This is a genomic window from Pseudomonas paraeruginosa PA7, assembly GCF_000017205.1.
In the GTDB taxonomy this organism is placed as follows: Bacteria; Pseudomonadota; Gammaproteobacteria; order Pseudomonadales; family Pseudomonadaceae; genus Pseudomonas; species Pseudomonas paraeruginosa.
On record NC_009656.1, the window covers coordinates 6574548 to 6588339 of the forward strand.

15 protein-coding genes are annotated in these 13792 nt (G+C 62.6%); all 15 read right to left on the reverse strand.

Translation table 11 applies throughout. The annotated features are described in order from the left end of the window. Window positions 1-27: 27 nt before the first annotated feature. The 15 genes from atpA to rpmH all read right to left on the reverse strand — a co-directional run bounded on the left by atpA (window position 28) and on the right by rpmH (window position 13748). Entirely contained in the window at window positions 28-1572 is a 1545-nt protein-coding gene (gene atpA / locus PSPA7_RS30325; protein ID WP_003097134.1) for a F0F1 ATP synthase subunit alpha, read from the reverse strand. Between the two features lie 18 nt (window positions 1573-1590). Next, window positions 1591-2127, reverse strand: coding sequence for a F0F1 ATP synthase subunit delta (locus PSPA7_RS30330; protein WP_003097135.1), 537 nt, complete (start codon window positions 2125-2127; stop codon window positions 1591-1593). Window positions 2128-2139: 12 nt separating this feature from the next. Beyond that, complete coding sequence (locus PSPA7_RS30335; RefSeq protein WP_012078097.1) at window positions 2140-2610, reverse strand: F0F1 ATP synthase subunit B; 471 nt, start codon at window positions 2608-2610, stop codon at window positions 2140-2142. A gap of 57 nt (window positions 2611-2667) precedes the next feature. Continuing rightward, window positions 2668-2925, reverse strand: a complete 258-nt coding sequence (atpE, locus tag PSPA7_RS30340; RefSeq protein ID WP_003097235.1) for a F0F1 ATP synthase subunit C — start codon at window positions 2923-2925, stop codon at window positions 2668-2670. A 49-nt stretch (window positions 2926-2974) separates the two neighbouring features. Continuing rightward, complete coding sequence (gene atpB / locus PSPA7_RS30345; protein ID WP_003100237.1) at window positions 2975-3844, reverse strand: F0F1 ATP synthase subunit A; 870 nt, start codon at window positions 3842-3844, stop codon at window positions 2975-2977. 16 nt (window positions 3845-3860) lie between these two features. Next, complete coding sequence (locus PSPA7_RS30350) at window positions 3861-4241, reverse strand: F0F1 ATP synthase subunit I (RefSeq protein ID WP_012078098.1); 381 nt, start codon at window positions 4239-4241, stop codon at window positions 3861-3863. Between the two features lie 163 nt (window positions 4242-4404). Next, the gene (locus tag PSPA7_RS30355) at window positions 4405-5277 is read right to left on the reverse strand and encodes a ParB/RepB/Spo0J family partition protein (protein ID WP_012078099.1); all 873 of its coding nucleotides are present in this window, start codon (window positions 5275-5277) and stop codon (window positions 4405-4407) included. 9 nt (window positions 5278-5286) lie between these two features. Further along, a complete protein-coding gene (gene soj / locus PSPA7_RS30360) occupies window positions 5287-6075 on the reverse strand; it encodes a chromosome partitioning protein Soj (protein WP_003151614.1) in 789 nt (262 codons plus the stop codon). 19 nt (window positions 6076-6094) lie between these two features. Continuing rightward, on the reverse strand, window positions 6095-6739 hold the full coding sequence (gene rsmG / locus PSPA7_RS30365; protein ID WP_012078100.1) for a 16S rRNA (guanine(527)-N(7))-methyltransferase RsmG: 645 nt from the start codon (window positions 6737-6739) through the stop codon (window positions 6095-6097). Continuing rightward, window positions 6739-8631: a tRNA uridine-5-carboxymethylaminomethyl(34) synthesis enzyme MnmG gene (mnmG, locus tag PSPA7_RS30370; RefSeq protein ID WP_041025442.1), complete on the reverse strand. Its 1893-nt coding sequence runs from the start codon at window positions 8629-8631 to the stop codon at window positions 6739-6741. Before mnmG ends, rsmG begins: the two co-directional genes overlap by 1 nt. A 498-nt stretch (window positions 8632-9129) precedes the next feature. Beyond that, the gene (locus PSPA7_RS32300) at window positions 9130-9729 is read right to left on the reverse strand and encodes a hypothetical protein (protein ID WP_138009467.1); all 600 of its coding nucleotides are present in this window, start codon (window positions 9727-9729) and stop codon (window positions 9130-9132) included. Window positions 9730-9777: 48 nt separating this feature from the next. Continuing rightward, window positions 9778-11145: a tRNA uridine-5-carboxymethylaminomethyl(34) synthesis GTPase MnmE gene (gene mnmE / locus PSPA7_RS30375; RefSeq protein WP_003151621.1), complete on the reverse strand. Its 1368-nt coding sequence runs from the start codon at window positions 11143-11145 to the stop codon at window positions 9778-9780. 69 nt (window positions 11146-11214) lie between these two features. Next, window positions 11215-12951 carry a membrane protein insertase YidC gene (yidC, locus tag PSPA7_RS30380; RefSeq protein ID WP_003151622.1) on the reverse strand — a complete coding sequence of 579 codons (1737 nt, stop codon included), beginning with the start codon at window positions 12949-12951 and terminating at the stop codon, window positions 11215-11217. Window positions 12952-13191: 240 nt separating this feature from the next. Beyond that, complete coding sequence (gene rnpA, locus PSPA7_RS30385) at window positions 13192-13599, reverse strand: ribonuclease P protein component (RefSeq protein WP_003151623.1); 408 nt, start codon at window positions 13597-13599, stop codon at window positions 13192-13194. 14 nt (window positions 13600-13613) lie between these two features. Continuing rightward, window positions 13614-13748, reverse strand: a complete 135-nt coding sequence (gene rpmH / locus PSPA7_RS30390) for a 50S ribosomal protein L34 (protein WP_003100258.1) — start codon at window positions 13746-13748, stop codon at window positions 13614-13616. Window positions 13749-13792: the final 44 nt, after the last annotated feature.

Consider the following 13792-nt stretch of genomic DNA (forward strand, 5'->3'; position numbering starts at 1 on the left):
CGGGAGCCTCGCGGCTCCCGCTGCGGCTTACCAGGTTTGGGTGGCCTTGAACTTCTCGATGCCGGCCTTGATGCCCGCGTCGATTTCGTCGTTGAAGTCACCTTTCTCGTTGATCTTCGCCAGCAGAGCGGCGTGCTCGCGCTGGAAGTAGGAGATCAACGCCTGCTCGAAGCTACCGACCTTGGCGATTTCGACGTCCTGCAGGAAGCCACGCTCGGCGGCGTACAGGGACAGCGACATCTCGGCGATCGACATCGGCGCGTACTGCTTCTGCTTCATCAGCTCGGTAACGCGCTGACCATGCTCCAGCTGCTTGCGGGTCGCTTCGTCCAGGTCCGAGGCGAACTGGGCGAAGGCCGCCAGTTCACGGTACTGGGCCAGAGCGGTACGGATGCCGCCGGACAGCTTCTTGATGATCTTGGTCTGGGCCGCGCCACCTACACGGGATACCGAGATACCGGCGTTGACGGCCGGACGGATACCCGAGTTGAACATGGCGGATTCCAGGAAGATCTGGCCGTCGGTGATCGAGATCACGTTGGTCGGAACGAACGCGGAAACGTCGCCGGCCTGGGTCTCGATGATCGGCAGCGCGGTCAGCGAGCCGGTCTTGCCGGTCACGGCGCCGTTGGTGAACTTCTCGACATACTCTTCGGAAACGCGGGAAGCGCGCTCCAGCAGACGGCTGTGGAGATAGAACACGTCGCCCGGGTAGGCTTCGCGGCCCGGCGGACGGCGCAGCAGCAGGGAGATCTGGCGATAGGCCACGGCCTGCTTGGACAGGTCGTCGTAGACGATCAGGGCGTCTTCACCGCGATCGCGGAAGTATTCGCCCATGGTGCAACCGGAGTACGGCGCCAGGTATTGCAGGGCGGCGGACTCGGAAGCGCTGGCGGCGACCACGATGGTGTTGGCCAGGGCGCCGTTCTCTTCCAGCTTGCGTACGACGTTGGCGATAGTGGACTGCTTCTGGCCGATGGCCACGTAGACGCACTTAATGCCGCTGTCTTTCTGGTTGATGATGGCGTCGACCGCGAGGGCGGTCTTGCCGATCTGGCGGTCGCCGATGATCAGCTCGCGCTGGCCACGGCCTACCGGGATCATGGCGTCGACCGACTTGTAGCCGGTCTGTACCGGCTGGTCTACCGACTTACGCCAGATCACGCCCGGAGCGACCTTCTCGACCGCGTCGGTGGCCTTGGCGTCGATCGGACCCTTGCCGTCGATCGGGTTGCCCAGCGCGTCGACCACGCGACCCAGCAGTTCCGGACCGACCGGAACCTCCAGGATGCGGCCGGTGCACTTGGCGTTCATGCCTTCGGCGAGGCCCTGGTATTCACCCAGGACCACGGCACCCACGGAATCCTGCTCCAGGTTCAGCGCCATACCGTAGACGCCGCCCGGGAACTCGATCATCTCGCCGTACATGACGTCGGCCAGACCGTAGATGCGCACGATACCGTCGGACACGCTGACGATGGTGCCTTCGTTTCGTGCTTGGGAGGCGACGTCGAGTTTCTCGATGCGCCCCTTGATGATTTCACTAATTTCGGAAGGATTGAGTTGCTGCATGCCGCTGCCCCTTCAAACTCAAGATTTCAACGCTTCGGCCAGTTTCGCGAGCTTGCCGCGCACCGAGCCATCGATTACCAAGTCACCGGCGCGAATGATCACGCCGCCGATCAGGCTCGCGTCTTCCGACGCATGTAGCCGCACTTCGCGACTGAGCCGGGCGCTGAGAGCCTTGGCGAGTTTGTCCTGCTGTTCTTTGCTCAAGGTGAAGGCACTGGTGACTTCTACCTCGACCGACTTTTCCTGCTCGGCCTTCAACTGCTCGTACATCTCAGCGATGGTCGGCAGCAGTTCGAGCCGCTTGTTCTCAGCCACAGTCCGGACGAAGTTCTGGGCTGGTGCATTCAGCTTGTCGCCGCACACATCGATCAGGCTCTGAGCCTTGGCCGAAGAGGTCAGCTGAGGCTCTTTGAGCAGCTGGCGCACGGTGTCGTCCTGCGACACTGCGGCCAGCACACCCAGCGCAGCCGACCAATCGGCCAGTTGCTGATGAGCCTGGGCGTACTCGAAAGCCGCCTTTGCGTAGGGACGAGCCAACGTGGTCAGTTCTGCCATAGCGCCCTCGCTTTAGATCTCGGCTGCCAGTTTGGAAACCAGCTGCTCGTGCGCGTTTGCGTCGATCGAAGCACCCAGGATCTTCTCGGCGCCGGTGACGGCCAGGGTACCCACTTGGGCACGCAGGGCGTCCTTGACGCTGTTCAGTTCCTGTTCGATTTCCGCTTGGGCCTGGGCCTTCAGGCGTTCGCCTTCGGCACGGGCCTGGTCGCGGGCTTCATCGACGATCTGGTTAGCGCGTTTCTTCGCCTGCTCGACGATTTCGGCTGCCTGAGCCTTGGCTTCGCGCAGTTGCTGGCCCGCTTTCTCATGAGCCAGCTCCAGATCACGAGCCGCGCGGTTGGCAGCGTCCAGGCCGTCAGCGATCTTCTTCTGACGCTCTTGCAGAGCCGCGATGACCGGAGGCCACACGAACTTCATGCAGAACAGCACAAAGATGAAGAACGCAACGGACTGGCCAATCAGGGTTGCATTAATGTTCACGCCAACACCTCGCTCGTTCGTTGTCCGTCAAACACTCAAATCGGAAGATTCGAGTGATCAGCCGGCGATTTGACCAACGAAGGGATTCGCGAAGGTGAAGAACAGGGCGATACCCACACCGATCATGGTCACGGCGTCGAGCAGACCGGCGACGATGAACATTTTCACCTGCAGCATCGGAACCATTTCAGGCTGACGAGCTGCGCCTTCCAGGAACTTGCCACCCAGCAGACCGAAACCGATGGCGGTACCCAGGGCACCCAGGCCAATCAGCAGAGCAACGGCGATAGCAGTCAGTCCAACTACAGTTTCCATTTTTCCTCCCGACTTTTTGTCGTGTTGGTTAAAGGTTGAAGCGAATCGATTAATGGTTGTCTTCGTGCGCCATCGACAGGTAGACGATGGTCAGCATCATGAAGATGAAGGCCTGCAGGGTGATGATCAGGATGTGGAACACAGCCCACGCCCAGTTCAGGGCTACGCCCAGGGCACTCAGCAGGAACATTCCGCTACCGAACATGACGGCGATCAGAATGAAGATCAGTTCGCCGGCATACATGTTGCCGAACAGACGCAGCGCCAGCGAAACCGGCTTGGCGATCAGGGTCACGAACTCGAGCAGGAAGTTCACCGGGATCAGCAGGATCTGAACGACGATGTTCTTGCTGCTGAAGGGGTGCAGGGTCAGTTCACCGAGGAAGCCGCCGATGCCCTTGACCTTGATGCTGTAGAAGACGATCAGGGCGAACACCGAGATCGACAGGCCCAGGGTGGCGTTCGGGTCGGTGGTGGCCACCGCGCGGAAGAACAGGTGCTCGTCGCCGGTGATCTTCGCGGCCAGCATCGGCAGGTAGTCCACCGGTACCAGGTCGATCAGGTTGAGCAGGAAGATCCAGACGAACACGGTCAGGGCCAGGGGCGCGATCAACGGGTTGCGCCCGTGGAAGGTGTCCTTGACGCTGGTGTCGACGAACTCGACCATCACCTCGACGAAGTTCTGCAGTCCACCCGGCTGGCCGCTGGTGGCCTTCTTGGCCGCCAGGCGGAAGATGAACAGGAACACCACGCCGAGCAGTACCGACCAGCCCAGGGTGTCTACGTGGAATGCCCAGAAGCCCATTTCCTTGGCTTGCTCGGCGGTGTGGGCGAACCCCCAATCACCATTTGGCAGACGCCCGAAGGTCAGGTTCTGCAAGTGGTGCTGGATGTAACCCGAAGCGGTTTCTGCTGCCATGTTTGCCTCAATCGCTCTAAGGTCTTGTAAATGTTTTTCCCATCAGCAGGGGTGCGCACCAGCTGACCATCAGGGTCAGCAGATAGACGCCGAACAGGGCCGGCGCCATCAGTGGCTTCACACCTGCGAACGCCAGTGCGAACAGCACCGCCGTCAGAATCAGTTTCCCGGCCTCGCCCGCATAGAACGAACGAACGATTTCCCGGGCAGCCCGCGCTCCGCTGAAACGGAACGCCTTGTAGGCGAAATAACAATTCGGCAACCAGGCGATCATCCCTCCCAGCAACCCGGAATATCCGGCCACCGGTCCCCAAGACATCCACAGGGAGATCGCAGCAACAAGCACTACAACCAGTTGGACGAGCAGCAATCTGAATGCCGGCAGGCGACTTGGCATGCGGGACTCCATCGCGCTCTCAGTCTTCTGGCGTCGGCACTGCCAAATCAACGACTTGGCATAAAAAGTGCCCACAAAATAGCGCGCAGAGTATAGGGGGGGAGTCCCCCCTGTTCAACTGGCTGGTAGTGATTTCCGACTACCCGCTACAACCCAAAGTGTGTCAGCGGATGTGGGCGAGGACGCCCTGCAATTCATCCAGGGAACTGTAGCGGATGACCAGCTGACCCTTGCCCTTCTGACCATGGCGGATCTGCACCGAAGCGCCCAGGCGCTCGGCCAGGCGCTGTTCCAGGCGGGCGATGTCCGGATCGCTCTTGACCGGCCCGGCAGGTTTGCCCGGGGCATGCGACCACTGCCGAACCAGGGCCTCGGTCTGACGTACGGTCAGCCCATGTGCGACAACATGTCGCGCCCCTTCCACCTGCCGTTCCACCGGCAGACCGAGCAGCGCTCGGGCATGGCCCATCTCCAGGTCGCCATGGGAAAGCAGGGTCTTGATCTCGTCCGGCAAGCCGATCAGGCGCAGCAGGTTGGTGATGGTGGCGCGTGACTTGCCGACCGCTTCCGCGACCTGCTGCTGGGTCAGCTGGAACTCCTGCTGCAGGCGCTGCAGGGCGGCGGCTTCCTCGATCGGGTTGAGGTCCTCGCGCTGGATGTTCTCGATCAGCGCCATGGCGATGGCAGCCTCGTCCGGCACGTCGCGGACCAAGGCCGGGATCTTCTCCAGCCCGGCCTGCTGGCTGGCGCGCCAGCGGCGCTCACCGGCGATGATCTCGTAGCGGCCGTTGGCGATCGGCCGCACCACGATGGGCTGCATCACGCCCTGGGCCCTGATCGACTGCGCCAGCTCCTCCAGTGCCTGGGGATCCATGTCGCGCCGCGGCTGGTACTTGCCGCGCTGCATCAGGTCGAGAGGGATCTGCTGCAACTCGCGACGATCGGCCTGGACGGCCTCTTCCTGCAGTTTGGCGGGACTCGAGCCGCCCAGCAGGGCATCGAGCCCGCGTCCCAGTCCACGTTTCTTGGCTGCCATGCGGGTTCCTTATGCGGTTGCGGCGCGGCCTTTGGCGCGCTGGCGGCGGACCAGCTCGCCGGCCAGCGCCAGGTAGGCGATGGCGCCGCGGGATTGCTTGTCATAGACCAGCGCGGGCATGCCGAAGCTCGGCGCCTCGGCCAGGCGCACGTTGCGCGGGATGACGGTGGTGTAGAGGGTGTCGCCGAAATGCTCCTGCAATTGCGCGGAGACATCGTTGGTCAGGCTGATGCGCGGATCGTACATGGTCCGCAGCAGGCCCTCGATCTTCAGCGTCGGGTTGAGCAACTGGCCGATGCGCTGGATGCTGTTCATCAGGTCGGTCAGCCCCTCCAGCGCGTAGTATTCGCACTGCATGGGGATTATCACTCCGTCGGCGGCGGTCAGCGCGTTGACGGTGAGCATCGACAGAGACGGCGGACAGTCGATGAGGATGTAGTCGTAGTTCTCGCGGATCGGCGCCAGCGCGTTGCGCAGACGATTCTCCTTCATGTCCATTTCCAGCAGCACCACTTCCGCGGCGGTGAGGTCGCGGTTGGCCGGCAGCAACTGGTAGCCGCCGTGCTCGGAAAACTGCATGGCTTCGGCCAGGTTGCATTCACCGGTGAGCACGTCGTAGATGGAGTGTTCCAGGTTGTGCTTGTCGATGCCGCTGCCGGTGGTGGCGTTGCCCTGCGGATCCAGGTCCAGCAGCAGCACGCGACGCTTGGTCGCCACGAGGGAAGCCGCGAGGTTGATACAGGTCGTGGTCTTGCCGACGCCGCCTTTCTGGTTGGCGATCGCGAATACCTTAGCCATGGTTATCCCTGTTCCCCCCTCATGCTGTGCGCCGCAGTATCAGCAGATGCCGCTGACCTTGGCAACCGGGTACCGCCAGCGCGTGCTCGGCTTCGACCCGGAAATCCTCCGGGAGTGCCGCCAGCTCTTCGTTCGGATGCACGCCCTTCATCGCCAGCCAGCGGGTTTCCTGGCCACCGAGGTGGCGGGTCCAGTTGGCGAAGTCCTCCAGGCTGCTGAAAGCGCGGGAAACGATGCCATCGAAGGGGCTCTCGGGACGGAAGGCTTCCACCCGGCTGTGCACGACGTCGAGGTTGGCCAGCTTCAGCTCGAGCTTCACCTGGGTCAGGAAGCGGGTCTTCTTGCCGTTGCTGTCGAGCAGGGTCAGGCGCCTTTCCGGGAACAGGATGGCCAGCGGCACGCCGGGCATGCCCCCGCCGCTGCCGACGTCCAGCCAGTTATCCCCGGCCTCGGCGTGAGGCACGATGCTCAGGCTGTCGAGCAGGTGGCGCGAAACCATCTCGTCCGGGTCGCGTACGGCGGTCAGGTTGTAGGCCTTGTTCCATTTGATCAGCAAGGCCAGGTAGGCCAGCAACTGGTGTTTCTTCTCGGCGTCCAGGGCGACGCCGAGCTCGTCAGCACCACGCGCGAGTTCATCGGCGTGGTGTCGGGTTACCGCAGACATCAAGCGCTCTGCTCCAGTTGGCGGCCAGAGGCACGCTTCTTCAGGTGGATCAACAACAGCGAAATCGCAGCCGGCGTGACGCCAGGGATCCGCGAAGCCTGGCCGAGGGTTTCCGGACGGGCCTGGTTCAGCTTGTTCTGGATTTCCTTCGACAGGCCGGAAATCCCCAGGTAATCGATATCCACAGGCAGGCGAGTGTCTTCGCTGGCGCGCAGCCGGGCGATCTCCTCCTGTTGGCGGTCGATGTAGCCGGCGTACTTGGTGCGGATCTCCACCTGCTCGGCCACCTGCGGGTTATCCACAGCGTCGCCGGTGATCTCCACCAGGCTGGCGTAATCGATCTCCGGGCGGCTCAGCAGGTTGAGCAGGTTGTATTCATGGGTCAGCGGCGTACCGAAGCGCTCGGCAATGGCCTCGCCCTGCGGGGTATTCGGACGCACCCAGGTGCTCTTCAGCCGCTGTTCCTCGCGTTCGATGCCTTCGCGCTTGGCTTCGAAGGCAGCCCAGCGCCGGTCGTCGACCAGGCCCAGTTCGCGCCCCTTTTCGGTAAGACGCAGGTCGGCGTTGTCCTCGCGAAGGATCAGGCGGTACTCCGCCCGCGACGTGAACATGCGGTACGGCTCCTGGGTGCCGAGCGTGATCAGGTCGTCCACCAGCACGCCGATGTAGGCCTCGTCGCGACGCGGGCACCAGCTGTCCTTGCCCTGCGCACGCAATGCGGCGTTGGCGCCAGCCAGCAGGCCCTGGGCGCCGGCTTCCTCGTAACCGGTGGTGCCGTTGATCTGGCCGGCGAAGAACAGCCCGCCGATGACCTTGGTCTCCAGACTGTACTTCAGGTCGCGCGGGTCGAAGAAGTCGTATTCGATCGCATAGCCAGGGCGGACGATGTGGGCATTCTCCATGCCGCGGATGGAACGCACGATCTGCAGTTGCACGTCGAACGGCAGGGAGGTCGAGATGCCGTTGGGATACAGCTCGTGGGTGGTCAGGCCTTCGGGCTCGAGGAAGACCTGGTGGCTTTCCTTGTCGGCGAAGCGATGGATCTTGTCCTCGATCGAAGGGCAATAGCGCGGACCGATGCCTTCGATCACGCCGGAGTACATCGGCGAGCGATCGAGATTGGCGGCGATGATCTCGTGGGTCCGCGCGTTGGTGTGAGTGATCCAGCAACTGACCTGCTCGGGATGCTGTTCCTTCGAACCGAGGAAAGACATCACCGGGATCGGCGTGTCGCCCGGCTGCTCGGTCATCACCGAGAAGACCACGCTACGCCCGTCGATGCGTGGTGGCGTGCCGGTCTTCAGTCGGCCGACCCGCAACGGCAATTCGCGCAGGCGGCGGGCCAGGGCGATCGATGGCGGATCGCCTGCGCGGCCACCGGAGTAATTCTCCAGGCCGATGTGGATAAGTCCGCCGAGGAAGGTGCCGGTGGTGAGTACCACGTTGTCCGCATGAAAACGCAGGCCCATCTGGGTCACCACGCCGCGTACCTGGTCCTGCTCGACGATCAGGTCGTCGCAGGCCTGCTGGAATATCCACAGGTTCGGCTGGTTTTCCAGTGTATGGCGGATAGCGGCCTTATAGAGCACGCGATCGGCTTGTGCACGAGTGGCGCGCACTGCCGGCCCCTTGCGGCTGTTAAGGATGCGGAACTGGATACCGCCCTTGTCGGTGGCTTCGGCCATGGCCCCGCCGAGGGCATCGATTTCCTTGACCAGGTGGCTCTTGCCGATCCCACCGATGGCGGGGTTGCAGCTCATCTGCCCCAGGGTTTCCACATTGTGGGTCAGCAGCAGGGTTTTCACACCCATGCGCGCAGCCGCGAGTGCGGCTTCGGTGCCCGCATGGCCACCGCCGATCACGATTACGTCAAAACGGGTAGGGAAATCCACCACGCACCTCGGCCTGTTCAGAAGCAGGAATTCAGGAAAGCCGGACAGTATAAGGATTTAGCCGTCCTGAATGAAGACTCCTGAACAAAAAATAGCCAACTCTCGCGAGGTGGGCAAAACGGGTGCCCGGCCTTACAAAAAATAAAAGGAAAGGAATGTTTATATCTTTTTAGAGCTTGTGTTTATTACTTAGCTCGCCCTTTTCTGTTGATAACTCTCTAAAGCCCATGAAGGACGGGCGTCATGGAGAATGATAAGGCTGTCTCAAACCCATTCGGAGCCCTGTTGATAAGCATTTTTTAGCTGTGGATGGAATGTCCTGTTATCAACATGGAGGGTTATGCACAGAGCTGGAGCGGTTTTATCTACGGGCCTGTACCGGGGGTTTTCCACAGGTTTCAGGCGAGCGCGAGCGCTGCCGTCGGAGGGCACGAACGGCATGAAAAAGGGAAGGGAATCACTGGAACGGCTCAGTCGCCGGGCGCATCGAGGGAGAACTCATGCACTCGAAGCGGCGCCTGACGGACAGCACGATGTTCCGCTCCGAGTTTTCCCGCCCGGTTGGCGCAGCAGTATCCAGGCATGCAGCCCGACCTCGATGCTGTAGTGTTCCGGGCCGTAGCCTTCACCCTGCGAGGCTTCCCCGGTGCCAGGCGTTACCGGACAACGGCTCGCCAGACGGTCATAGCCTGGAGTGGATGGACCGCCTCCGTGCTCGTCGCGATTGACCAACTCGGCGGCCGGAAGGGCTGTGGAAAAGGCGCAAGGGCTTTTTCCAGGGGGAAACTCCGGATTCTCCTGCGCCGCCTTCCCGATGGCACGTTGCAGCTCGCCCATGGCGGCAACCGCTAGCGGCCGGTGTCTGGGGCGCGAGAAGTCGTCGATGCGTTCCAGACACTCGTGTACGCCATAGAAGCCGTTGCGTCGTTGCAGCCATTGCCGCTGGCCGACTGTGCATGAACCTCGCTCAGTCGGGCATCCAAGCGACGCAGGCAGATGGCTTCCGGAACCGAAGCGGCACGCCGCAATCCATGCCGGCGGCGTGGAGCCGGGCAAGAGCGACAATGAAAGGAAGAGTACGGAGAACGGATATTTCATCGGGCGATCCTTGCCCGGTTTTATCCACAGCCCGGCTTGAGCCGAGCCTCATTTGCCGATACAGAAACTCGAGAAGATCCGTCCCAGCAGATCGTCGGGAGTGAAGGCCCCGGTAATTTCGCCGAGGTGCTGCTGCGCCTGGCGCAAATCTTCGGCGAGCAACTCGCCAGCCCCGTTGTGGATAAGTTGCGCGTGACCATGTTCCAGTGCGTTTCCGGCCAGGCGCAGCGCTTCCAGGTGGCGGCGGCGTGCGCTGAAGCCGCTTTCCGCGGTCTGTTCGAAGCCCATGCAGGCCTTCAGGTGCTCGCGCAGCAGTTCCAGGCCGGCGTTGGTCCGCGCCGACAGGGTTATGGTCACATGGCCATCGGCGCTTTCCTCGAGACCGATGGCCTCTGTGGACAAATCCGCTTTGTTGCGGATCAGGGTAACCTTGCCCGGTTCCGGGCGCTGGTCGAGGAACTCCGGCCATAGGGAAAAAGGGTCCGCTGCTTCCGGGGCGGTGGCGTCCACCACCAGCAGCACGCGATCGGCTTCGCCGATGGCTTTCAGCGCACGTTCCACGCCGATCTTTTCCACATGATCCTCGGTATCGCGCAGGCCCGCGGTGTCCACTACATGCAGGGGCATGCCATCGATGTGGATATGTTCACGCAGTACATCCCGGGTGGTGCCGGCGATGTCGGTGACGATGGCCGCCTCGCGACCGGCCAGGGCATTCAGCAGGCTGGACTTGCCGGCGTTCGGGCGGCCGGCGATGACCACGGTCATGCCGTCGCGTAGCAAGGCGCCCTGGGAAGCTTCGCGCCGAACTGTGGATAATTCTGTGCGTACTTTTTCCAGAAGCCCCAGTACATGGCCATCGGCGAGGAAGTCGATTTCCTCCTCGGGGAAGTCGATGGCGGCTTCGACATAGATGCGCAGGGAGATCAGTTGCTCGGTCAGCGCATGCACCCGCCGCGAGAACTCGCCCTGCAAAGATCGCAGGGCGTTGCGCGCGGCTTGCTCCGAGCTGGCTTCGATCAGGTCGGCGATGGCCTCGGCCTGGGCCAGGTCCAGCTTGTCGTTGAGGAAGGCGCGCTCGCTGAATTCGCCCGGTCGCGCCTGGCGGGCGCCCAGTTCCAGACAACGCTGCACCAGCAGGTCGAGCACCACCGGGCCACCGTGGCCCTGCAGTTCGAGCACGTCTTCGCCGGTGAAGGAGTTAGGCCCGGGGAAATACAGCGACAGGCCTTCGTCGATCACCTGTCCGCCGCCATCGAGGAACGGGCCGTAGTGTGCGTGCCGGGGCTTCAATTCGCGGCCGCTGACTTCGACGGCGATCCGCCCGGCCAGCGGCCCGGAGACCCGGACGATACCCACGCCACCCCGGCCCGGGGCGGTAGCGATGGCGGCGATGGTTTCGGTAGCGGCTTGCATGTGGATATCTCCGGATAGCAAGACGCCCCACGAGGGGGCGTCTTGTTGTGGACAGTTTCGCGATAGACGTCAGGCGGTCTTCGCGGCTGCCTCGATCTTGCGGGTAATGTACCACTGCTGGGCGATCGACAAGACGTTGTTGACTACCCAGTACAGCACCAGACCGGCAGGGAACCAGAGGAAGAAGAAGGTGAAGATGATCGGCATCAGCTTCATCACCTTGGCCTGCATTGGGTCCGGCGGGGTCGGGTTGAGCATCTGCTGGATGAGCATGGTGCCGCCCATGACGATCGGCAGGATGAAGAACGGATCCTTCACCGACAGGTCGGTGATCCAGCCGAGCCACGGGGCCTGACGCATTTCCACGCTTTCCAGGAGCACCCAGTAGAGCGAGAGGAAGACCGGCATCTGCACCAGGATCGGCAGGCAGCCGCCCAGCGGATTGATCTTCTCCTTCTTGTACAGCTCCATCATCGCCTGGGACATCTTCTGCCGATCGTCGCCATGCTGTTCCTTGATTGCCTGCATCTTCGGCGACACCGCGCGCATGCGCGCCATCGAACGGTAGCTGGCGGCGGACAGCGGGAAGAAGGCCAGTTTGATCAGCACGGTGAGGGCGATGATCGACCAGCCCCAGTTGCCGATCAGGCTGTGGATATGTTGCAGCAGCCAGAAGATCGGCTGGGCGATGAACCACAGGAAACCGTAGTCGACGGTCAGTTCCAGGCCTGGAGAAAGCTCTTTCAGGTGCTTCTGGAGTTTCGGACCGGCATACAGGGTCAGGTCGGTTTCCACCTTGCCGCCCGCCGGCACGCTGAGGGTCGGGCCGGTGAAGCCGACGATGTAGTTGCCCTGGCCATCCTTGCGGGTCATGACCTGGTGCTGTTCGCCCTTGGTCGGGACCCAGGCGGTGACGAAGTAATGTTGCAGCCAGGCGACCCAGCCACCCTGGACGGACTCCTTGAACTGCTCCTTGTCCATGTCCTTGGTGGAGATCTTCTTGTACGGCGAATCCGGGGTCCAGACAGCGGCGCCGAGGTAGGTGGACACCCCGGTGGCGGTGGTCGAGGAAGGATCCGCACTGCCATCGCGCTTGAGCTGGGCGAACAGGTTGCCGCTCCAGGTCTTGCCGCTCTGGTTGTCGATCAGGTAGCTGACGCCGACCTGATAGGCGTTTTCATTGATGCACTCGATCTTCTTCTGGGCCTTTTCCTTGTCCGAGCAATCGGCTTTCAGGCCACGATGGAAGGTGAAGCGCTTGATGTAGTTGACGCCGTCGCGGCTGAAGCTGAGGTCGACCACCAGCTCGTTCTGGCCGTCGGCCAACTGGTAGCTGCCCTGCGCGCTGTGGAACAGCGGGCGTCCGGCGCTGCTGGCGTCCGGGCCGTCGGCGCCGGTCAGGCCGCTCTGCGCCAGGTAGGTGCGCTCGCGCCCGTTGTCGAACAGCGGGAACGGCACGTCCGGTCGATCGAGCCGGCGCGGATACTGGAGCAGGCCGAGCTGGACGATGTCGCCGCCGCGGGGGTCGATGGCCAGGTCGAGGACGTCGGTCTTCACCTGGATCAGCTTGTCGCTGACCGCAACCGGTTTGTCGGCGGCTTCGCTGCCGGCAGCGCCGCTCTGGGCGGTGGGCACGTCACTGCTGGTACCGGCGGCGGACGGAGTGTCCGGCAGGCCTTGCGTGGTGTTCATCGAAGCGCTGGCGGCGGGCAGCTCAGGCTGACCATAGTCCTTGTTCCACTGGAGGACCAGCAGGTAGGACACGACTGCAAGGGCGACGATGAGAATCGAGCGTTGAATGTCCATGGTTACTCGGCCATCGAGAAAGGGCGGGGCTTGAAGGAAACTGACAGTAGCAGATCGCGGCTACGGGAATGCCAGTGATGGAGCCGAGTGGAAGAAACCGCACTCGGGCGACCATCGCGTCGCGGGCCATGCAGGGCGATAGCCTGGAACGCTAGGGAAATACGGCTTGGCCGGGAACGACGGTACCGGGTCATCGAAGGAGGGATGACGCTGCTCGGATCGGGATGCGCGGGCATCGACCTATGCATGAGTACCGTCGGCCACGCCTGGGGCGTCAGCAGGGCTTTCCGTGCGAGGTCGGTTGCGCAACAGGCGTTTCCAGAGCTTGCCGAACTGCTGGTGCAGCTCCGGATTTTCCAGTTCGCCCAGGCCTTTGCGCGCGATCATCACGATATCCCAGCCAGCCAGGGCTTCCTGGTTGTGCCGGAACGATTCGCGAATCAGGCGTTTGAGGCGATTGCGCTGGACGGCGAGCTTGACGTTCTTCTTGCCGATCACCAGGCCGAGGCGGGGGTGATCCAGACCGTTCTCGCGAGCCAGCAGCAGGACGTGCTTGCCGGGGACCTTGCCGGTCGGAGAGTCGAAGACTGCGCTGAATTGCCGGGCTGTCAGTAGACGCTTGTCCCGGTCGAAGTCCCGACTCACCACCCGTACCGGATAAATCAGACGGTCAGACGCTTGCGGCCTTTGGCACGACGACGCGACAGAACCTGACGGCCGTTCTTGGTAGCCATGCGGGCACGGAAGCCGTGTACGCGAGCGCGCTTGAGGGTGCTGGGTTGGAAAGTACGTTTCATGATTCGGTACCTGGGTTGACGACTTGAGGTCGCAATGACCCCGT